The sequence below is a fragment of the Glycomyces halotolerans genome (genome assembly GCF_054779575.1).
In genome coordinates, this window is sequence record NZ_BAAGXZ010000007.1 from 109767 (window position 1) to 130689 (window position 20923).

At 70.9% G+C, this 20923-nt stretch carries 16 protein-coding genes and 1 pseudogene; 8 read left to right on the top strand and 9 right to left on the bottom strand.

Going from position 1 to position 20923, the window contains the following annotated elements; translation table 11 throughout:
* Positions 1-146: 146 nt before the first annotated feature.
* The 7 genes from ACYVL2_RS08595 to mqnB form a co-directional block, all read right to left on the bottom strand.
* The gene (locus tag ACYVL2_RS08595; protein ID WP_460542221.1) at positions 147-5777 is read right to left on the bottom strand and encodes an alpha-1,6-glucosidase domain-containing protein; all 5631 of its coding nucleotides are present in this window, start codon (positions 5775-5777) and stop codon (positions 147-149) included.
* A gap of 121 nt (positions 5778-5898) precedes the next feature.
* Positions 5899-6102, bottom strand: coding sequence for a hypothetical protein (locus tag ACYVL2_RS08600; protein WP_460542223.1), 204 nt, complete (start codon positions 6100-6102; stop codon positions 5899-5901).
* Between the two features lie 10 nt (positions 6103-6112).
* Positions 6113-6571, bottom strand: coding sequence for a membrane protein insertion efficiency factor YidD (yidD, locus tag ACYVL2_RS08605; RefSeq protein WP_460542225.1), 459 nt, complete (start codon positions 6569-6571; stop codon positions 6113-6115).
* A gap of 291 nt (positions 6572-6862) precedes the next feature.
* Complete coding sequence (gene larE / locus ACYVL2_RS08610) at positions 6863-7702, bottom strand: ATP-dependent sacrificial sulfur transferase LarE (RefSeq protein ID WP_460542227.1); 840 nt, start codon at positions 7700-7702, stop codon at positions 6863-6865.
* Positions 7703-7729: 27 nt separating this feature from the next.
* Positions 7730-8125 (bottom strand): cold-shock protein, encoded by a 396-nt coding sequence (locus ACYVL2_RS08615; protein ID WP_460542229.1) that lies wholly within the window; start codon positions 8123-8125, stop codon positions 7730-7732.
* A gap of 95 nt (positions 8126-8220) precedes the next feature.
* Entirely contained in the window at positions 8221-9036 is an 816-nt protein-coding gene (locus tag ACYVL2_RS08620; RefSeq protein WP_460542231.1) for a 1,4-dihydroxy-6-naphthoate synthase, read from the bottom strand.
* Complete coding sequence (mqnB, locus tag ACYVL2_RS08625; protein WP_460542233.1) at positions 9036-9650, bottom strand: nucleoside phosphorylase-I family protein; 615 nt, start codon at positions 9648-9650, stop codon at positions 9036-9038. Before mqnB ends, ACYVL2_RS08620 begins: the two co-directional genes overlap by 1 nt.
* Positions 9651-9704: 54 nt before the next feature.
* On the opposite strand from mqnB, the pseudogene ACYVL2_RS08630 reads away from it, so the two are divergent.
* A pseudogene (locus tag ACYVL2_RS08630) lies at positions 9705-10472 on the top strand (DUF3027 domain-containing protein); the annotation flags it as partial.
* Here ACYVL2_RS08630 and ACYVL2_RS08635 read toward each other — a convergent pair.
* Positions 10445-10903, bottom strand: a complete 459-nt coding sequence (locus ACYVL2_RS08635) for a DUF2530 domain-containing protein (RefSeq protein ID WP_460542235.1) — start codon at positions 10901-10903, stop codon at positions 10445-10447. The pseudogene ACYVL2_RS08630 and the gene ACYVL2_RS08635 sit on opposite strands and share 28 nt — an antisense overlap.
* On the opposite strand from ACYVL2_RS08635, the gene sepH reads away from it, so the two are divergent.
* From sepH to dacB, 6 genes are all read left to right on the top strand, one after another.
* Positions 10902-11921, top strand: coding sequence for a septation protein SepH (sepH, locus tag ACYVL2_RS08640; protein ID WP_460542237.1), 1020 nt, complete (start codon positions 10902-10904; stop codon positions 11919-11921). The genes ACYVL2_RS08635 and sepH overlap by 2 nt on opposite strands.
* A gap of 199 nt (positions 11922-12120) precedes the next feature.
* Entirely contained in the window at positions 12121-13386 is a 1266-nt protein-coding gene (locus tag ACYVL2_RS08645) for an MFS transporter (protein ID WP_460542239.1), read from the top strand.
* A gap of 170 nt (positions 13387-13556) precedes the next feature.
* The gene (gene thpR / locus ACYVL2_RS08650; protein ID WP_460542241.1) at positions 13557-14219 is read left to right on the top strand and encodes a 2'-5' RNA ligase family protein; all 663 of its coding nucleotides are present in this window, start codon (positions 13557-13559) and stop codon (positions 14217-14219) included.
* A gap of 70 nt (positions 14220-14289) precedes the next feature.
* A complete protein-coding gene (locus ACYVL2_RS08655; protein ID WP_460542243.1) occupies positions 14290-16170 on the top strand; it encodes a PQQ-binding-like beta-propeller repeat protein in 1881 nt (626 codons plus the stop codon).
* Positions 16171-16259: 89 nt separating this feature from the next.
* Positions 16260-18107 carry a glutamine--fructose-6-phosphate transaminase (isomerizing) gene (gene glmS, locus ACYVL2_RS08660; protein WP_460542245.1) on the top strand — a complete coding sequence of 616 codons (1848 nt, stop codon included), beginning with the start codon at positions 16260-16262 and terminating at the stop codon, positions 18105-18107.
* An 84-nt stretch (positions 18108-18191) separates the two neighbouring features.
* Positions 18192-19802 carry a D-alanyl-D-alanine carboxypeptidase/D-alanyl-D-alanine-endopeptidase gene (gene dacB / locus ACYVL2_RS08665; protein WP_460542247.1) on the top strand — a complete coding sequence of 537 codons (1611 nt, stop codon included), beginning with the start codon at positions 18192-18194 and terminating at the stop codon, positions 19800-19802.
* Between the two features lie 47 nt (positions 19803-19849).
* Here dacB and ACYVL2_RS08670 read toward each other — a convergent pair whose 3' ends face one another.
* Positions 19850-20230, bottom strand: coding sequence for an Rv3235 family protein (locus ACYVL2_RS08670; RefSeq protein ID WP_460542249.1), 381 nt, complete (start codon positions 20228-20230; stop codon positions 19850-19852).
* A 317-nt stretch (positions 20231-20547) separates the two neighbouring features.
* On the opposite strand from ACYVL2_RS08670, the gene ACYVL2_RS08675 reads away from it, so the two are divergent.
* A complete protein-coding gene (locus ACYVL2_RS08675; protein WP_460542251.1) occupies positions 20548-20919 on the top strand; it encodes a holo-ACP synthase in 372 nt (123 codons plus the stop codon).
* Positions 20920-20923 lie beyond the last annotated feature (4 nt).

A 20923-nucleotide genomic window follows, 5' to 3' on the forward strand; every position in this document is an offset into this window, starting at 1 on the left:
AATCGTATCCGGACACGTCGAAAACCACAGCGACCCTCTTCCGCGGCGGACCGGACACTAAACCGGGACGGACGCCGCGCGTCCGCCCCGGTTTCAGGGATCCGAAAGTTCTCCCCAGTATTCCCGGCCTGTCAAGGCCGAATGCGTTAACTCACGAACACGCCCACCGTCCGGGCCGGCACCGTGAACGTCCCCGACCCGTCGTCGAACGACGCCTCGGCGAACGCCGGATCGACCGACTCGGCCAGCACCGGGTGCAGTCCCGCGCCCGAACCGGCCAGATCGCCGACCGTCTGATCGACCGCCTCCGGCGTGGCGTTGAAGACCACCGTCACCGTCTCGAAGGCGTCCTCGAGCCCCTCGAGATCGACGACCATCGTGATCACGCCCGGCGTCTCGCCCTCACCCGACAACGGGAACGACACCCGCGCCGACACCTCCTCGGCGTCCCCGACACTGAACGCCCGCGTCGACGAGGCGATCCGCAGCAGCTCCGCGTACCTCCCGCTCGCCAGACCGATGTCCTCGCAACTCGGCTCGCCTACCCGCCCGATCGCCTCGGCCGCGTAAGGCCACTTGTCCTCGCTCGTCCACGCCGGCGGCAGCCCCGAACCGAAACCGTTCGTCGAGGTCCCGAAGCCCGCCGCGCCGCCGCAGTCCCACCGGATCGCGTTGAACCAGTCGCCCGAGTCGTACGAGTCCCGGTCCAGCGACTTCGACCGCAGCAGCTCCGAACCCGCGGTCACGAAACCCGTGCCCTGGCTCAACACCGCCGTCGACAGGCTCAACACCTGCATCCGCGCCCGATCCGCGCCGGTCACAGCGCCGTCGAGCTTGTACGCCAGCGCATCGAACAGGATCTCGTTGTCATGCGCGTCGACATAGTTCACCGCCTCGCCCGGCGCGGCCGTGTAACCCGCGGCCGCACCGTTGTAATCGAGCTCGGCGCCCGACACCAGACGCCCGTCGGAGGCCACGAACGTGTAACCGGCCAGATTGCCGACCAGACCCAGCTTCGTCAAATCCCCGGCGTGAAGCAGCTCGCCGAGCAGGTCGGCGGCGGTACCCGAACCGTTGTCCTCACTCCACAGGCCCGAACCGAATCCCTGCACCCGAGGATCGGCGTCGAACGGCCCACCGCCGCGCACCGCGTCGCGCATCCGGTCGTTGAACGTCCCGATGCCGGTGCCGGCCATGTTCCGCTGCGTCGCCTGCTCGAACAAGGCGTCCCCGGCGACCTCGCCGAAGTCCCAGCCCTCCCCGTACAGCAGCAGGTCCGGGTCGATCTCGTCGAGCACGGCCCTGACCGCCAGGATGTTGTCCTTCGGGTGGTGCCCCATCAAGTCGAACCGGAACCCGTCGACCCGGTACGCCTCGGCCCACAGCACCGTCGACTCGACCACGAACTTCCCGAACATCGCGTGCTCGGGCGCCGTGTTCTGGCAGCACGTCGACGTGTAGACCTCGCCGTCGCCGTCGAGCCGGTGGTAGTAGCCCGGCACGATCCGGTCCAGCACCGACTTCCCGTCCACCCCGGACGCCGAGGTGTGGTTGTAGACCACGTCGTTGACCACCCGCAGCCCCAACTCGCCCAGCGCCTGCACCATCCGGCGGTACTCCAGGATCCGCCGCGTCCCCTCAGGGTCGGTCGCGTACGACCCCTCCGGAGCGTTGAAGTGCAGCGGATCGTAACCCCAGTTGTACGAATCCGAAGCCCGCACCTCGCCCACGCACGCCTGCTGCTCGGCCGAATCCGGCGCGAACGAACCCAGATCGCAGCCCGGCTCGACCCGCCCCGTCTCCGGAACCGTCGCGATGTCGAACGTCGGCAGCAGGTGCACATGCGTCAGACCCGCCTCGGCCAACTCCGCGAGGTGCCCGACCGCGACCGAATCGGACTGCGCGAACGCCGCATACGTACCGCGCAACTCGGCCGGCACCGACTCGTCGGCGATCGAGAAGTCACGGACGTGGACCTCCCACACCTGCGCCGAGGCCGGCTCCACCGCCGCGGGCTTCGACCACTCGTCCCAGCCCTCCGGCTGCAGATCCTCGTCGTCCAGGTCCACGATCTGGCTGTGCGTCGAGTCGGCCGCCAGCGACACCGAATACGGGTCGGTCACCGAATACGACTCGACCCGCTGCGTCGCCGGATGCCACACCTCGACGGCGAAGCGGTAGTACGCCCGGTCCCAGGCCCGCTTCCCCTTGACCGACCAGACGCCCGTCGATCCGTTCCGATGCATCCGATGGACCGTGGGCTCGGCGCCGGGGGCGTCGTACAGCTCCAGGCTCACCGACCGCGCCGTCGGCGCCCACACCGACAGGGTCGGCTTCCCCTTCTCCCAAGTCAGACCCAGATCGGCGTCGACCGCCGCGGCGTAGACCGAATCCAGTGCGCCGGCGATCTGCACGCCGGTCGCCAGCCACGCCTTCCCGGTGTGGTCGCGCTCGACCGCCACCAACTGCCCGCGAAGCGCCTTCTTGACATCGGCCCCCGAATCGACCTTGAAGGCCCGGTAGTCCCAGTACTCGGGGTACGCCCGGCGCTGGGCCTCGGTCAGCCCGCCCGACGGCGTCAGACCGATCGACGCGAAGTCCCCGGTCAGCTCGCCGTCCTCGACCGTGATCGAACCGTCCGCGCTGGCCAGCAGTTCGAAGATCTTGCCGTCGGTGGCGCCGGTGTCGAGAGCGATCGTGTCCCGGTCGAGCCAGATCGCCCGTTCCTTGGTCGGGTCGAGGTCCTGCGTGCGCGAGTTCGAGGCCCCGGCCGGGCGCACGTAGCCTTCGGTGGCCGCGGTGATCCAGACTTCGTGGCCGTATTCGGCGAATTCGAGCCGCTGGTCGGCGGGCAGGTCCTTCTCGTCGTCCCGGTGGAGGATGTAGGACAGCGCTTCGGCGCCGTCGGCGAGGTCCACTTCGAAGACCGCGCCCCAGGAGTCGGTGCGGACCGGCTCCAGTCCGGCGTTCCAGTCGGTCGGCTCGGCCGCGCCTTCCCAGGTGTGCAGGGTCCAGCCGTCGAGGTCGCCGTCGGGGCGCTGGTAGTGGATGACGGCCTCGCCCTCGGCCGCGGCCCGAGTGGGGTGCGGCCCGGCGGCGGTCACCCAGGTCTCGCCGTTCTGCGAGGGGGTGAGCAGGATGTCGGACTCGTGGAGCTTGGTGTCTCCGGCGTGGACGATGACGCCCATCTCGGCGTCGACGTCGTCGACCGGGACGTTCCAGTACGGTCCCCACTGGTCGGTGCCGTCCGGGGGCCTCGGCGCCGCCCAGTCGGTGGCGACGCCGTCGGCGAGCGCCTCGCCCCACAGGTGCAGGCCCCAGTCGGTGCCGTCGTCCCGGGCGTGGACGGTGACGTGGCCGCTGGCTTCGGCCAGGGAGTGCGCCACGTCGCCGGTCCCGGCGCTGAGCCAGATCTCGGGGTCGGCGCTCGGATCGAAGGTCCGGTCGGCGGCGTGGTCCTTCTCGCCGGTCTCGTCGATCACGAGGTAGCCGACTTCGCTCGCGTTCTCGGCGAGTCGGATCGGCGCGAAGTTCCCGTAGGCGGTCTCGCCGCTGAACGGGTTGGATTCGGGCCAGACGGTGCTCGAGGAGTCGGCGACGTCGCCCCACACGTACAGGCCCCACTGCTCGGGGTCGCCGTCGTAGTGGACGTTCGCCCAGGTGAGCGATCCGCCGGCCTGGGCGGGAGTGGCGACGGTCGTGGTCGCCTTGTCCGAGGCGGTGCGGTGGCCGCGGTCGAGCACGGTGGCCTTGAATTCGACGGTCGCGCCGCCGCCGAGTCCGGCCAGGTCGAAGGCGACCCGGTGGTCGGGGCCGGGCGCGGTGCCGACGTAGGTCCATTCGCCGCCGTCGACGCTGGCGGCGAAGGCGACGCGGGCGAGCGGGTCGCCGGTCACGTCGGCGCTGACGTGCGCGGTCGTGGCCGACTCCGCGGCGACTTCGAGGCTTATGGTCGGCGCCTGGCCGGTCGGGACGGTCCCGTCGGCGCGGAAGACCGTCGCCGACAGCGGCGGCACGGTGATCGACGCCTCGCCGTCCGCGGCGTCGATCGAGCCGTCGCCGTAGATCCGGGTGAAGGCCTCGGAGTAGGTCTCGACTTCGACGGTCTGCTCGGTCTCGGCGTTCGAGATCGCGACGAGGTATTCGACGCCGTCTTCGTCGTGCACGCGGGAGAAGGCGAACACGCCGTTCTCGGTCGAGCGGGTGATCTGGATGCCGTCGCTCAGCGCCCGGTGGTCTTCGCGGAGCCGCCCCAGTTCGGCGATGGCCCGGTAGATCGGGTGCTCGGTGTCGTAGTGGTCCTCGGCGTGCGTGGTGTCGGCGCCGATGATCTCGTCGTCGAGGTATTCGTCCACTTGGGAGGCGAACATGGTCTGGCGCGAGTAGTCGTCGCCGCCGGATCCGGTGAATCCCTGCTCGTCGCCGTAGTAGACGACCGGCTGGCCGCGGGTGAGGAACATGAGCTCCTCGGCGAGGATCGCCCGGTCGAGCCAGGTGCTCTCGTCGGTGCTGTCGACGATGTGGGTGCCGAGGCGGCCGGCGTCGTGGTTGGACACGAATGTCGGCATCGAGGTCGCGTCGGTGTCGCGGGCGGTGTACAGCGGGTCGGAGTCGTAGAGGGTGCCGAGGGCCTCGGGTCCGGACGATCCGGTGACGAATCCGGTCGCGGCGCCGTGGAAGCCGAAGTCGAGCACGGCGTCGAGGTGACCCTTGCGGACGTATTCGCTGGTCACCAGCGGGTCGCCGGAGTAGACCTCGCCGAAGGCGAAGAAGTCGACGCCTCGGGAGTCGGCGGCTTCGCGGATGCCTGCAAGAAATTGCGGCCAGAATTCGAGGTTGACGTGTTTGACGGTGTCGAGCCGGAAGCCGTCGACGCCGGATTCGGTGATCCAGTCGGAGTAGACGTCGATCCAGCCGTCGACTACCTCGGGCCGCTCGGTCCACAGCGAGTCGAGTCCGGCGAAGTCGCCGTAGGTGGACGACTCGCCGGAGAAGGTCGACTCGCCGCGGTTGTGGTACATCGCCGGATCGTTGAGCCATGCGGGCCGTTTGCGGTCGGCCTCGCCGTCCTCGAGGACGGGCGTGTACGGGTAGGAGTCCCCGTTCACCTCGGGGAATTCGCTCGAAGCGGCGTAGTTCGCGTCGTCGAAGGGTCGGCCGTCGGCGTCGAGGTACGGCTGGTCGGCTTTCGAGATGTAGGCGCTGGAGTCCTCGGCGTACTGGATGACGTCGGCGGTGTGGTTCACGACGATGTCGAGGTAGATCTTGATGTCGCGCTCGTGGGCGGCGTCGATGAGGCTCTGGAGCGCCTCGTCGTCGCCCAGGTGCGGGTCGACGGCGGTGAAGTCGGTGCCCCAGTAGCCGTGGTAGCCCGAGCCGGTCCAGGCGTCGGTGACCTGCACCGGCTGGTTGACCACGACGGGGGTGAGCCAGATGGCGGTGGTGCCGAGGCCCTCGATGTAGTCGAGGTGCTGCTCGACGCCGGCGAGGTCGCCGCCTTGGTAGAACTGCCGCCGGGTCGGGTCGAAGCCGTGGTCGAGGGCGTCGCCGGTGATCGAGCCGGTGTTGTTGGCGCCGTCGCCGTCGGCGAAGCGGTCGGTCATGACGAAGTAGAACTGCTCGGCCGCTCGTCCCGCGTCGGCGGCCAGTTCGGCGAGGCGGGCGTCGGAGGGCTCCTCGTCCCATGCCCGGCCCGGGGGTTCGTCGGGGGTGTTGCAGGCGGTGAGGGCCAGTGCCGAGACCAGCACTCCCGCCGCGGTTCGGGTGGTACGCCGCATCGCGTCTCATCCTCCGGGGTCGATGAAGGGGCACGGGGCGTCGGCGCCCCGTGTGCGCAAGAACATACCACCTATGAAATTCTCTTACAACCTTCCCGCAATGACTTGCAGTCCGGTTGTGTCAGTGCCGCTCCTCGTCCAGGATGCGCGGCGGGGCGGGCTCGGGGTGCTCGTAGTACAGCCTGTCGACCGGCATCGGGAAGTTGCTCTTGCCGAACGGCGCCGAAGCGCCGATCCGGCCGAACTTGACATCGAACTCGCCGTGCCTCGAGCCCTCCTCGGGCCTGGCCTGGGGATGCTGCTTGGAAAGCTTCACGTCGCTCATGGCGAGGATTTTAACGTTCGCCCCCGGTGCCGGGCACCGGATCATGGGTGCCCGGGGCCACCCCGGGGCGGCAGCGCAGCACCCGGGCCAGCGCCAGCCGGCCCCCGGCCCACAGCCCGTAGCGGCGCACCGCCCGGTATCCGAAGCCCGAACATGAAGGGACGTAGCGGCATCCGACGCCCGTCCGCGGCGACAGCCATCGCCGGTAGGCCGCGATGAGCCGCAGCCCCGCCGTCTTCGGGCCGGCGCGGTGCCGTGACCGGGCTCGCTCCAGTCGCTGCGGGGTGAGCCGGGCGAAGCCGAACACGGACGCCGCCGCGGCCGACCACGGCCCGGGATCGGAGGGGCCGCCGCAGGCCGCCGAGCAGGCGTTGCACGGCCCTCCCGGGCCGCAGGCGCCTTCCAGCGGTGCGCCGCAGGCGATCGAGCACGCCGGCTCGTAGGCGCTGGAGCAGCCTGAGGGATCCACAGCACCGTTTCTACACGGCCGCCGCGCCCGCCGCGACCCTCCCTTGGGGAGATTGCGACCGTTCATCCCCTATGGTCCGCGTACCTACCGTTATATAGAGAACACGCCCGACTCAGGGAATTGACAGGATCGCTTCAGGGGCCGCTCAGCCTGGCGGCGGACGGTGGATGCCTCGGGTATTGAGGGGTTCCCGAGGGGTTATGAAGCCGGTGAGGCGGTCGCTCGTGACTCATCCTCCACTGACGATCACCGCGAGCGCCGTCTCACCGGACGCGTCGGGCCGCACTCGGCCTACCGGTACCGCTCGGGGTCGGGCAGCAGTTCGTTCATCGCCCCGGAGCGGAAGCCGCGCTCGTCGAGCCGCACTTCGGTGAAGCCCTCGACCGCCTCGAGCACATCGGGGCGGGCCGCGACGGCCGCCACCAGTTCGGCGTCGACCTCGACCTTCGCGGTGCCCGAACCGAGGTCGCGCACGCGCAGGTTCCGCACCGGTATCCGGGCCCGTTCGAGCTCGTGCCGCAGCCGCGACTCGGCGCGCGCCACCCGGCCGAGCCGCTCGGCGGTGACCTCGACGCCGTAGGCGATGCGGCTCGACAGGCACGCCGCGGCGGGCTTGTCCCAGGTGGCCAGGTCCCACGCTTTGGAGGCGGCGCGGACCTCGCTCTTGGTCAGGCCCGCGTCGGCCAGCGGGGTGATGGCCCCGGCCCGGGCGGCGGCGCGGATGCCCGGCCGGAATCCGGCCACGACGTCGTCGGCGTTGGTGCCGGTCGCGACCGTGTCGATGCCGCGCCCGCTCGCCAGGGGCGCCAGGACGCTCATCAGCTCGGTCTTGCAGAAGTAGCACCGGTCGCCGGCGTTGGCCCGGTAGCCCTCGCGCGAAAGCTCGTCGGTCGCCGGCGTGTGGTGGACGACGCCGAGCCCGGCGGCGAAGTCGCGGGCCTGGTCCATTTCGCTGGGCGCCAGGGACGGCGAGACGGCGGTCGCGGCCTCGACCTTGGCCGGGCCGAGCGCTTTCACGCCGGCCGCCAGCAGGAACGCCGAGTCGGCGCCGCCGGAGAAGGCGACCAGGAGCGAGTCGAGGGAGGCGAGTCGGTCGAGGAGCGCGCCTACGCGGTCGGGCTGGGAAGTCACTTCTCAGAGACTACTTCGCCGGGCCGGTCAGCCCAGATCGTCGGCGACGGCCCGGAGCATCTCGGCGATCTTGGCCGCGGTCTTGCGGTCCGGTCTGCGGCCGCGCGAGAGCGGCGGCATGATCTGCTGCTCGAGCACACCGATCATGTCCTGCAGGAGGCTGTTGAGCTCTTCGGGCGAGCGTCCCGGCTTGGGGGCCGCGGCGGGGGCCGCCTGCGGCGTGGCCACGAGGTGGACGCCCATCGCCTGGACGCCGCGCCGGGTGTCGATGATGCTGTACTCGACCTTCTGGCCCTTGGCGAGCTCTTCCACGCCTTCGGGCAGCGCGTCGCGGTGGACGAACACGTCTTTGCCGCCGTCGTCGCGGGAGACGAAGCCGAATCCCTTCTCGGCGTCGAACCATTTCACTCGGCCACTGGGCACCGCTGTACCTCGAAATTCTCGTCTGGTGAGTACGGACAAGTCCGACTAGCGTAGCCGGTGATTCCCTCGTTCAGGTCATCCGGAGTCGACCGGTGCTAAGTGAGGGCCATCCGGGTCTTCGGCACCAGGCCGAGCGCGGCGGCGCCCTCCAGCAGCCGCCGGACCGCCTCGCGGCCGTCGTCGCCGAGGTCGCGGGAGAACTCGTTGACGTACAGCTCGATGTGCCTGCGGCACACCTCCTCCGACAGCTCCTGGGCGTGGGCGGCGATGTAGTCGCGGCCGGCCTCGGGGCGGGCTCGGGCGTAGTCGAGCGAGGCCCGGATCGTCGCGGTGATCGCCTCGCCGTCCAAGTGGGACTTGGCCACGATCGCGCCCAGCGGGATCGGCCCGCCGGTGTGGTCCTCCCACCACTGGCCGAGGTCGACCAGGCACTCGAGGCCGAGGTCGCGGTAAGTGAACCGCGCCTCGTGGATGACCAGTCCGGCGTCGAACCGTCCCGCCAGCACCGCCGGCATGATCTGGTCGAACGGCACCACCTCGACGTCGACGTCGGTGCCGCCCGAGTCGTCGAGCCACAGCCGCAGCAGCAGGTACGCGGTGCTCCGGTCCGAGGGCACGGCGATCTTGGCGCCCTCGAGCGAGGTCCGACCGGCGGTGATCACCAGCGGCCCGCAGCCGCGGCCGAGCGCGCCGCCGGCCGGCAGCAGCCGCCATTCCTCGCCGAGGTACGGCAGCGCCGCGTAGGAGACCTTGGCGACGTCGAACTCGCCTCTGGCGCAGGCGGTGTTGGTCACGTCGATGTCGGCGAACGTCAGCCGCGTCGGCGGGCCGTCGACGAGCCCGGCGGTCCAGGCGTGGTAGATGTACGTGTCGTTGGGGCACGGGGAGTGCGCCAGGTGGATCTCGCTCATCACAGTTCTCGTATCGCTCCGGTCAGCGCCTTGAGCGCGCCGTTCCAGTCCCAGCCGGCCACGTCGCGGTCGCCGATGAAGTTGGAGACGGTGCGGATCTCGGCGAACGGGATGCCGCTCTGCTGGGCGGCGGTGGCCACGCCGAACCCTTCCATGGCCTCGCCGACCGCCGACGGGTACCGGGCGGCCAGCTCGGACGCCAGCGCGTCGGAGCCGGTGATCGAGGCCAGTGTGAGGATCTCGCCGCGGACGCCTTCGACGCCGACGGTCAGGACGGTGTTGCAGCCGATGCGGGCCGAGCCGAAACCGAGCTCGTCGAGCGGCTGGAGGCGCCCGGGCAGGGCGACGCCGAGTTCGGCGGCGACCGAGTCGGTGGCGATGAGCACGTCGCCGATGCGGGCGCGCCCGGGGAAGGCCCCGCAGATCCCGGCGTTGACGACCACGTCGTAGGCGCGTCCCATGTGGCTGTTCTCGGCGACGGTGCGGGCGGTGGCCGCCGCCGCGGCGGCCGGTCCGACCCCGCAGACCAGGACGTCCAGCTCGTGGCGGAGCGAGCGGCCGGCCTCGACGGCATCGGCCTCCTCGGGCACCGCGCACACGACGAGTATTCGCATGGCACCAAACCTACCCGCGCTGTCGCCGGGGAGGCTTGACCTATCCTTGGACTTGTGCCTGACACCGCCGCTAAGACCCGCATCCGCAAGCCGCGTCTCGACCGCATCTGCGCCGACGCCGTCGAGCTGGCCCGGCAGGCCGCCGAGGAGGCCGGCGACGACGTCGGCGAGCACCTGAGCGTCGAGGCCGAGGCCGACCGCGTGGTCACCCACTACTTCGACTGCACGCTGGCGGGCTACCGCGGCTGGCGCTGGGCCGTGGTCGTCACGCGCGCTCCGCGCGCCCGGGCCTGCACCGTGTCCGAGACCGCGCTGCTGCCGGGGCCCGACGCGCTCCGCCCGCCCGAGTGGGTCCCGTGGTCGGACCGCCTCGAAGCCGGAGAGGTCGGCGTCGGGGAAGTCCTGCCGACCTCAGAGGACGACGACCGGCTCATGCCCGCCTACCAGCACTCCGACGACGAGGCGGTCGAGGACATCGCCCACGAGCTCGGCCTGGGACGCGAGCGGGTGATGAACCGCGCCGGACGCGCTGAGACGGCGCAGCGCTGGTACGACGGCGACCGGGGGCCGAGGGCCACCATCAGCGAGTCGGCTCCGGCGCCGGCCCGCTGCGGCACGTGCGGGTTCTATCTGCCGCTGGCCGGCTCGATGCGGCTGGTGTTCGGCGCCTGCGCGAACGTGTACTCCTCCGAGGACGGGAAGGTCGTCTCGGCCGACCACGGCTGCGGGGCGCATTCGCAGATCGACCGGTTCGTCGACACCGCCCCGCAGGGCGTGGCCCAGTCGGAGACCGTCTACGACGACGAGGGCTCCGAGGTCTTGTGACCGCCGCTCGAGAAGCGGCGCCGGTCCCGCACCGCCATGGCGGCGGTGCCGATGAGGCCGAGCGCCACTCCGGTGAGCGCGCAGGCGGCCCACCATTCGCGTCCGGAGTCGGCGAGTTGGTCGCGGAACAATTGGGTCAACGCGAACCCGATCGTCCACAGCAGAGTCCCGGCGGCGGCGACGGGCGTCATCCGGACCGGCACCGGTCCTGGTGTGGGCAGTTCGGGCGACCGTTTGACCCGCTGCAGGGCCTCGCGCGGGCGCGAGGACCCCGGTTCGGGCGATTCCTCAGGCGGCATGAGCGCCAATCTACTCCTTAGAAGGGAATATCGGCCCCCAGTGGTTGTGGTTCGCCGGTAGGGTTGGGCGTACGCTCGGATGAGCCCGGCAATGCGGCGCTGACGATGAACACGAGGGGTGAAAGGCATGAGGCCGGTACGGTTCGTAGCCCTCTCAGAGGACGGTCACGCGCTGGTGCTCGCCGACGAGCTGGGGCGCCTGCTGGCGCTGCCGCTCGACGAGCGGGTCTCGGCGGCCGTCGAGGTGCCTTCCGACGGAAAGTCCCTCCAGCCGAAGTCCGACGGTCCCGCCCCTTCCTCGTCCAGTGGCGCCTCGCGCCCGGCCCCGCAGCGGCCGGCCCCCGCGTTGAACCTGTCGCCGCGCGACATCCAGACCCGCATCCGCTCCGGCGAGTCGGCCGAGGACATCGCCGCTTCGGCGCAGGTCGCGGTGGACCGGGTGCTGCGTTACGCCGGCCCGGTGCTGCAGGAGCGCGCGATGCTGGCGCAGGCCGCCCGCAGGGCGCGTCTGGCCACTTCGGAGCGCGGCGAGCGGATGTCCAACGTGGTCGACATGAAGCTCGGCGCGCACGGGGTCGACCCGGAGGCGGTCTCGTGGGACGCCTGGCGCACCGAGGACGGCTCATGGATGGTGCAGGCCTCGTGGTCGTCGGGCAAGACCACCGCGCGGGCCCGCTGGAAGCTCGACCGGCCCCGCCAGACGGTCACGCCCGACGACGAGATGGCCCAGTTCCTGTCGACTCCGGCTCCGCGCCAGGTCAGCGATCCGATCGACGTGGTCGCCGAGACCGGTATGCGGCCGGGCGAGCCGGCGCGTCCTTCGCGCGATCCGCTGCACGGGGTCGCCGACGACGACGCGGACCGGTCCGACCCGCTGCGCCGCGACCGGCTGCGCGAGGTGCTCGAGCGCCCGCTGGACGAGCCGTCCGGCCGCAAGAGCCGGCAGCCCTCGCTGGGCCTGCCGGGCACGACCGCGCCGGACCACCGGGAGACCCCGGAGGTGCCGTCGCTGGCGGTGCTGCGCCCGGGCAAGCGCTCCTCGGCCGAGGACGAGGTGAATCCGCCGCTGGCCGCCGCCGGTTCGAAGCCGCGCAACCAGCTTCCGGGTTGGGACGATGTGCTCTTCGGCGGAGCCGAAGGGAAGTAGCACGGCGGCGGAGCCGAAGGTAGTACCACGGCGGCGGAGTCGAGAGCAGGCGGCGGAGCCGACGACCGGCGATCGCCGACACCCATCACCGACACCGATGCGACCAGGCGGGCCCGAACGGGCCCGCCTGGTCTTTCGTATGCATTCGGTCTCAAATCCTAGCTTGCCGACCGGTAAGTGACCTAGCATTGGGGGCGCTATGTCCCCTGCCATCGCAGCGCAACTCCACCGGACGTTCCGGGCCCTGTCCTACCCGGCCTACCGCGTCTTCGCGGCCGGACAGCTGCTGGGGACCCTCGGATTCTGGCTGCAGACGACCGCGGTCAACTGGCTCGTCCTCGAACTCACCGGCGACTCCGGCACCGCCCTCGGCCTCTCACTGGCCATCCAGTTCGGCCCCTACCTCCTGTTCGGCCTCCAAGGCGGCAAGATCGCCGACGCGCTCGACAAGCGCATCGTCCTCCTGGCCGCCAGCCTCGGCTCGGCCACCGTCGCCGGCGCGCTGGCGACGGTCGTGATCACCGGCGTCGTGCAACTGTGGATGGTCTACCTGGCCGTGTTCCTGTTCGGCGCCGTCTCGGTGGTCGAAGGCCCGGCCCGCCAGGCCTTCTACGCCGAGATCGTCGACCGCGAGGCCTTCCCGAACGCCATCTCGCTCGGATCGGCCATCTTCAACACCAGCCGCATCGCCGGTCCGGCCATCGCCGGGCTCCTGATCGCCCTGACCAGCACCGGCACCGTCATCGCCATCAACGCCGCCGCGTTCCTCGGACCGGCGGCCGCCTGCACGGTCCTGCTGCGGCACGAAGTCGCCAACCCCGTCCAGCGCTCCGAAGACGCCTCGGGCGGCATCCGCGAGGCCCTGCGCCTGGTCGCCTCCCGCCCCGACCTGCTCGGCGTGCTGTTCGTGACCCTGTTCGTCTCCGGCTTCGCCTTCAACTTCCCGATCACCCTGTCGATGATGGCCAAGACCGAGTTCGCCACCGGCGCCGACAGCTTCGGGCTGCTGCTCACCTCGCTGGCCGTCGGCGCCCTGGTCGGCTCGCTGGCCTCGGGCCGCCGCTCGGGGCGTCCCAGCGTGTGGGCGGTGCTCGCCTCCGGCTTCGGCCTCGGCGTGGCCACGATCGCCGTCGGTTTCGGACCGACCCTCGCGGCGGCGATGGCCCTGCTGGTCCCGGCCGGCTTCGCGATGGTCTTCTTCGCCCAGGCCGCCAACCAGCGCGTCCAGATGGGCGTGCCCAGCGACTTCCGCGGCCGGGTCCTCAGCGTCTACCTGCTGGTGTTCCTCGGCTCCACCCCGGTGTTCGCGCCCCTGGTCGGCTGGGTCTGCGAAGTCGCCGGGGCCCGCTCGGGCCTCTGGCTCGGCGGCGGCGTCTCCGTGGTCGCGGTCGCCGCGGCGTACGCCCTCAAGCACGCCCGAGTCCGCCGCACGGCGGCGGCACTGCCGGGAAAAGCGATGCCCTAGTCGTTACTTCCCGGAAATTACCGTCCCGTCCAATGGGATTTCACTGAATTAACAGTCGGCCTTGCTGCGAGGATTAGTCACATCGCGACAACTCCCGCCGCGCCGGCCCGACACATCCATCGGCCCCGGGCGCGGCACTTACCCCGAGCGAGCCCCCTGGAGGGAATCCAGTGAGTGCCACCGTCGCCGCCGTCGCCGAGACGCAGACGCGGACACAGCGCCTCTTCGCCGCGCTCCCGCTGCCCGAGAACGCCGTGTCAGACCTCGCCGAAGTGGTGTCCGACCTCAACATCGCCCGCCGCAGCGCACCGGGCCGACCGGGCGCCTCGACCCGCCGCCCTTCGCAGTCGGGCCGCCTGGTCCGCTCCGAGAACTGGCACCTCACCGTCGCCTACCTCGGCGAGGTCGCCACCGAACGGGTCGGCCGGGCCGCCGAGGTCCTCGCCGACGCCGCCGCCACCTGCGACCCGCTGCGCCTGTGCGTATCGGGCGGCGGCCGATTCGGACGCGGACGCTACTCGGTCGTCTACGCCGGCCTCGACGGCGACGTCGCCCGCCTCGTCGGACTCGTCCACCGCATCCGCGCCGGACTGCTCGCCGCCGACCTCCCGGTCGACCAGAAGCAGTACCGCCCCCACGTCACCCTCGCCCGCCCCGGCGACCGCGTGACCAACCAGCAGGCCGCACAGGACCTGCTGACCCTCCGGCGCTACTACGGACCCAGCTGGACCGCCCACCGCCTCGTTCTGTACAAATCGGACTTCGGCTCGCGGCCCCGAGGCGAGGAGCCGAATTACACCGCTGTGTCCACGCTGCGGCTCGGTCCAGCCTAAAAGGGACCCCAGCGGACGCGATCTAGACGAAAATCGCTCGACTCGACCAGGCGGCGGGTAGAAAGAACGCATGTCCGCCAGCGCCTCTGCCCCACGCTCTCATCGCCGGCCCTCCGCCGCGAGACCGCTCGCCCGCGTCGTCCTGCGCACCGCGGGCCTGACCGCCCTGATCGCCTGGGCCGCGCTGCTGGTGTGGGCCTCCTTCGGCGGCGCCTCGACCGGCTCGTCGGGCTTCTACATGATCATCGGGACCGTCGCCTCGGTCCTGCTGGTGTCCCTGGCCCTCGCCGCCGCCTCCAGCGGCCAGAGCCTGCGCACCATCGCCGCCGCGCTCGGCGCGGCCATATTCGCCGCGGCCGCCGGCTGGGCGGTCTACTCGGCCATGCCCGACGCCGGACCCGGCCAGTACATCACCCTGCGCGCCGGAGTCGCCGCCCTCGCCTACGGCTTCGGCGTCGTCGGCGGCGGCCTGCTCGCGCTCAGCGAATTCGTCGTCGAAGGCTACGTCGGAGGCCGGCGCGCCGTCCCCACCTACCTGCGCCGCAAAGTCGCCATCATGTCGGCGGCCGTGGTCGTCGCCGCGGCCGTCGCGCTGGCGCCGGCCATGCAGCGGTGGGCGGAGTTGGCCAATCAGGACGTGCGCACGGGCCTGGCCGACGCGGCGGCCGCGAGCGCCGGCGTCACCGAGGTGGCCGACATCCGGTCGGGGCGCGGGTTCGTGGAGACCCCGTTCGGGCTGCTGCGCGTCGACTACCCGGACTCGCCGAGTCCGCAGGCGGTGACGCTGCTGGATCCGGCGACGGGGGATTCGGTGTGGTACCACCGCAGGTGGAACTGGTTGAGTGCGCAGTCGCCGGTGCTGTCCCACGCCGGGGAACTGGTGGCGCTCAGCGGTCCGCGCGCGGACGACCCGGAGGACTTCCAGACGCGGGTGCTGCGGACTCGGACCGGCGACGAGGTCGCCACCGCCGAATTCGACCGGTTCCCGGGCCGGCTCTTGGCGATCGACGACGACCGTCTGGTCTTCACCGGGGAGCGCAGCGCGGTCTTCACCGCCTACGACTTCTCCGGCGAGCGGCTGTGGGAGGCGCGGATGCCGCCGGGGTGCGAGGGCACGGCCGCGCAGACGACCGGTTCGCGTCTGCTGATGCTCGCCGACTGCGTGCCGGCGCCGGACCGCACGGTCGCCCGCGACCACGTGCTGGCCTTCGATCTGGCCGACGGCGCTCCGGCGTGGGAGCAGATGATCGACCGGCGCGCGCAGGTGGTGGCCGAGAGCTTCCTGGTCACCGACGAGGCGGTGATCATCGACAGCCGGATCGAGCAGCGGGTCACCGACGGCCCGTTCTCGGCGCGCCGGTTCGAGCACAAGCTCATCGCCTACGGCATCGACGACGGTGAGCGGCTGTGGCGCCAGGGGGAGCAGACGTTCGGTTCGACCAACTCCTCGGCGTGCGGCGGGACGCTGCACTTGTCGGCGGCGGTCGAACCGGCCGATGCGGGCGCCGAGGACGCGGGCGACGGCTCGGCCCGCGCGACGGTCGCCGAAGCCGACCGCCGCACCGTGCAGCTCGTCGAGTGCTACACGGCCGCCGACCAGTCGAGTTCCTTTCTGGGCCTGATGGCCTACGACGTCGAGTCGGGCAAGAAGCTGTACACCAAGACGGTGCGGCTGGGCTTCACCCCGCTGGATCCGGCCGTGGCGCGCGGCTGGGCCACGGTGCTGCCGGACAACCGCGCGATGCTGGCGACCGACCGGTCGCTGGACCGGCGGGAGCCCGACTGCCGTCTCTACGAGGTCGCCGAGAGCGGCAAGACCGAGGTCGACCTGTCCGGGGAGGACCTGCCGGCGAACTGGTGCCACGAGGCGCAGTTGACCACCGTCGCCGGCGGCGTGGCCGTCAGCTTCGTCGAAGACGCCGGCACTCGGGGCGTCTTCCTCATCATCTGACCTGGTCACCGATGAACGCTCAAGACATGTGATTGAAAACCCCTGATCCGCGCACGGGCCCTGCGCGAAACTGGGGTAGGGTTCTGGCCATGTGTGGAATCGTGGGATACGTCGGCCATCGCGCCGCAACCGAAGTCGTGCTCGCCGGCCTGCGCCGGCTCGAATACCGCGGCTACGACTCGGCCGGGATCGCGCTCGTCGCCGACGAGGAGCTCCGCTTCGCCAAGAAGGCCGGGAAGCTCGCCAACCTCGAGGCGGAACTCGACGAGGCGCGCCTGCCCGATGCCGACTGCGGCATCGGGCACACCCGCTGGGCCACCCACGGGATCCCCTCGGACCGCAACGCTCACCCGCACCTGTCGGCCGACGGGCGCATCGCCTTGATCCACAACGGCATCATCGAGAACTTCGGGCAGCTGCGCGCCGAACTCGAGTCGCAGGGCGTCGATTTCGCCTCGGACACCGACACCGAGGTCGCCGCCCAGCTGCTCGGCCGCGAATACGCCCTCTGCGGGGACCTGACCGAGGCGATGACGCGCGCCTGTGCGCGCCTTGAGGGCGCCTTCACCCTGCTGGCGGTGGCCGCCGACGACCCGGAGACCGTCGTCGGGGCCCGCCGCAACTCCCCGCTGGTGGTCGGCGTCGGCGACGGCGAGCACTTCCTCGCCAGCGACGTGGCCGCGTTCATCGCCTACACCACCGAGGCGATCGAACTGGGCCAGGACCAGATCGTGACCATCGGCCGCGATCGGCTGTCCATCCGCGACTTCGCCGGCGAGCCCTGCGAGGGCAAGCGCTACTCGGTCGACTGGGACATCGCCGCCGCCGAGAAGGGCGGCTATGAGACCTTCATGCGCAAGGAGATCCACGAGCAGCCCGCCGCGGTCGCCGACACCCTGCGCGGCCGCATCGACGAGGCCGGGCAGATCGTCCTCGACGAGGTCCGCATGTCCGACCAGGACTTCCGCGACATCGACAAGGTCTTCATCATCGCCTGCGGCACCTCCTATCACGCGGGACTGGTCACCAAGTACGCCATCGAGCACTGGACCCGCATCCCCTGCGAGGTCGAGCTGTCCAGCGAGTTCCGCTACCGCGACCCGGTCCTCGACCGCTCCACCCTCGTCGTGGCCATCTCGCAGTCCGGCGAGACGATGGACACGCTCATGGCGCTGCGCCACGCCAAGGAGCAGAAGGCCCGCGTCCTGTCGATCTCCAACACCGTCGGCTCCACCATCCCCCGCGAATCCGACGCGGTCCTCTACACCCGCGCGGGCATCGAAGTCGCCGTCGCCTCCACCAAGGCCTTCCTGACCCAGTTGGCCGCCTGCTACCTCGTCGGTCTCCACTTGGCGCAGATTCGCGGCATCAAGTACGCCGACGAGGTCGGGGCGGTCCTGCGCGAGCTGGTCGCCACCCCCGAGAAGATCACCGAGCTGCTCGAAGGCATGGCACCGGTGCGCCGCCTCGCCCGCGAGGCGGCCGACTTCGGCAGAGTCCTGTTCATCGGCCGCCATGTCGGCTATCCCGTCGCCCTCGAAGGGGCGCTCAAGCTCAAGGAGCTGGCCTACATCCACGCCGAGGGCTTCGCCGCCGGCGAACTCAAGCACGGCCCGATCTCCCTGATCGAGGACGGCACCCCGGTGATCGCGATCGTGCCCAGTCCTCGGGGCCGGTCGGTCCTGCACGACAAGATCATCTCCAACATCCAGGAGGTCAAGGCCCGCGGCGCCAAGGTCATCGCCGTCTGCGAGGCCGGCGACGACATCACCGCCGTGCACGCCGACCACGTCATCGAGACCCCGCCGGCCCCGACGCTCCTGGCGCCGCTGCTCACCGCCGTCCCGCTCCAGGAATTCGCCGCCGAACTGGCCACCGCCCTCGGCCGCGACATCGACCAGCCCCGCAACCTCGCCAAATCCGTGACCGTCGAATAGACCCGGCCGGGTGCGTCGCCGCGTCCGGCCGTGCCGGCTCGGCGACGCACCTTCCGGTCCTATTGGGGCATATAGAATCGGTTCGTGCGAAAGCGAACAATCATCACCAGCGCGGCGGCCATCGGCGCCGCGACCGCCCTCGGCATCGCCGGCACCGTCGTGGCCCAAGCACAGCACCACCGCGACGACCCGCTCGCCGAAGCCATCGACGCCATCATCGACGACCCCCGCCTCACCGACTCGCAGATCGGCGTCCGCATCGCCGACGCCGACACCGGCGAGATCCTCTACGACCACGACGGCGCCCAGCGCATCGTCCCCGCCTCCAACAACAAGCTCGCCACCTCCGCGGCCGCCCTCGAAATCCTCGGCCCCGACCACACCTTCACCACCGACCTCGCCGCCGAGACCGCGCCTTCGGGCGGCGCCGTCGACGGCGACCTCTACCTCAGAGGCACCGGCGACCCCACCCTCCTCGAAGCCGACTTCGACGCTCTGGCGGCCGAACTGGCCGCCTCCGGGGTGACCGAGATCGACGGTGACGTCGTCGCCGACGACACCGCCTTCGACTCCGAGCGGCTCGGCACCGAATGGGGCTGGAGCGACCTGCAGTATCTCTACGCCTCCGAAGTGTCGGCGCTGACCGTGGCCTCGGGCGACGACTACAACGCCGGGACCGTCCGCGTCTTCGTCGACCCCGGCGCCGGCGAAGGCGAACCGGCCGGGATCCGCATGGTCCCCGCCAATGACCACGTCACCATCGTCAACGACGCGGTGACCACCGAACCGGGCACCGGCACCTCGATCGCGATCAACCGCGACGACCACGCCAACACCGTCCGGGTCACCGGCACCATCGGCGTCGACTCCTACAGCACCTACGGCACCCGCTCGGTGATCGACCCGGCCGGCCTGGCCGGCGACGTCCTCGCCGGCGCCCTGGAACGCCACGGGATCAGCGTCGAAGGCGAGGTCCGCACCGGCGAGTCCACTCCCGCCTCGGCGACCGTCCTGGCCTCCCGCCACTCGATGCCGCTGTCCGAACTGACCGTCCACTTCCTGAAGCGCTCCAACAGCTCCCACGCCGAAGCGCTGTTCAAGACCCTCGGCTACGAGCGGAGCGGCCACGGCACCTTCGCCACCGGCAAAGCGGCCGTCTACGCCGGCATCGAGAAGTACGGCGTCGACACCGGGCCGGTGCGCCAAGTCGACGGCTCGGGCCTGTCGCGCCACAACCTCGTCTCACCGGCCATGGTGACCGACCTGCTGATCGGCGCCAAAGACGCCCCGTGGTTCGACACCTGGTACGCCGCCCTCCCGATCGCCTGCGAATCCGACCCCTTGGTCGGCGGCACCCTCTCCGGGCGCATGTGCGGCACCCCCGCCGCCGGCAACGCCCACGCCAAGACCGGGTCGATGACCAGCGTGTCGGCCCTGTCCGGTTACGTCACCGACGCCGACGGACGCCACCTCGCCTTCAGCGTCATGGCCAACGACTACCTGTGGTCGACGGTCAAGGACGTCGAAGACCGGATCGTCGCCGCCCTCGCCGCCCACAGCGACTCGGCGACCGAATCGCAGATGCGGACCTTCGGCAACCTCGACCAGATCGAGACGCCCGAACCGGTCGGCGAACCGGCCGGCGACCAGTTCGCCGAACTCGAGTGCAGCTGGATCGAACCGGCCGTCTGCTGACCCGCCCGCGCGGCGGGGGACGGGCGAGCTCCCGTCCCCCGCCGCGGTCAAGCCGGGGCGCCGTTCGGCCGCCGAGGGCGCCGCGCCGGATGCAGCACGGCGCAGTCGTCCAGGCGCCAGCCCTCGGCCACGAGCCGGAACGTCAACGTCATCGCCCGGCGGGAGCGGCCGTCCCCGATCAACGCCACCAGCTCGGCGGTGCGCTCGGTCGGGCACGACATCCGGCGGATCCTCGTCTCGTGCAGCCGGGCCGGCACCTGCCGGCGCACCCGGCAGAACGCCGCCCACCCCTGCGGTGTGGCATATCGCCGCACCTCGAAGGCCGGGCGCCGCCCGGCCAGCACGTTCAGGAAATAGCAGGAGATCCCCGCCGCCTGACGCGGCGAGACGGCCGGAACGGCTCCCTCATTTCGCTTGTGGCACTTCACATTCGACCTCTCGTCGGTCCGATGCGGGACGAGCCCGCCCTACGGACCGGTAACTTATCGATCGCCCTCCGCGGCCGCAAACACGACGACCCCCCAAACGCCAGGCGACGCCACCCCCGACTGTGGACATCACCACCCCCGCCACCACACCGACCCGCCCGTAGAAGACAAGCGACCGGCCGTAAACCCGGTTACTGGACGAAACCTACAAAAAACCCACGACACGACCCTCCGCGTGTCGCCACACCGCCCACCGACCGCCCAGAAGAACGCCCCGAAAAAAGGCACAACCACAAAACCCGTGGCACTCTTGACTGGTGATCGTCGCCGTAGGCATAGACGTAGTAGCAGTCGAACGGTTCGAACGCGTCCTCGAACGCACCCCCACCGTCGCCGACAAACTCTTCACCCCCGCCGAACGCGCCACCCCCGACGGCACACCCCGCCGCACCGAATCCCTCGCCGCACGCTTCGCCGCCAAAGAAGCCGTCGCCAAAGCCCTCGGCGCCCCAAGCGGCATGCACTGGAGCGACTGCCAAGTCCTCTCCGAACCCGACGGACGCCCAGCACTCGCCATCACCGGAACCGTGGCCCACGCCGCCGCCCAGCGTGGCGTCTCGCGCTGGCACGTCTCCCTGTCGCATGATGGCGGTATCGCGACAGCGGTGGTGATCGCCGAAACGGCGTGACAGA

Excerpts from the sequence above, each read along its gene's own strand:
- mqnB (WP_460542233.1), bottom strand. The coding sequence starts at position 9,650 with ATGCGAATACTCGTCGTGTGCGCGGTGCCCGAGGAGGCCGATGCCGTC.
- sepH (WP_460542237.1), top strand. The coding sequence starts at position 10,902 with ATGAGGCCGGTACGGTTCGTAGCCCTCTCAGAGGACGGTCACGCGCTG.
- ACYVL2_RS08635 (WP_460542235.1), bottom strand. The coding sequence starts at position 10,903 with ATGCCTTTCACCCCTCGTGTTCATCGTCAGCGCCGCATTGCCGGGCTC.
- ACYVL2_RS08595 (WP_460542221.1), bottom strand. The coding sequence starts at position 5,777 with ATGCGGCGTACCACCCGAACCGCGGCGGGAGTGCTGGTCTCGGCACTG.
- ACYVL2_RS08645 (WP_460542239.1), top strand. The coding sequence starts at position 12,121 with ATGTCCCCTGCCATCGCAGCGCAACTCCACCGGACGTTCCGGGCCCTG.
- glmS (WP_460542245.1), top strand. The coding sequence starts at position 16,260 with ATGTGTGGAATCGTGGGATACGTCGGCCATCGCGCCGCAACCGAAGTC.
- ACYVL2_RS08655 (WP_460542243.1), top strand. The coding sequence starts at position 14,290 with ATGTCCGCCAGCGCCTCTGCCCCACGCTCTCATCGCCGGCCCTCCGCC.
- ACYVL2_RS08620 (WP_460542231.1), bottom strand. The coding sequence starts at position 9,036 with ATGAGCGAGATCCACCTGGCGCACTCCCCGTGCCCCAACGACACGTAC.
- ACYVL2_RS08600 (WP_460542223.1), bottom strand. The coding sequence starts at position 6,102 with ATGAGCGACGTGAAGCTTTCCAAGCAGCATCCCCAGGCCAGGCCCGAG.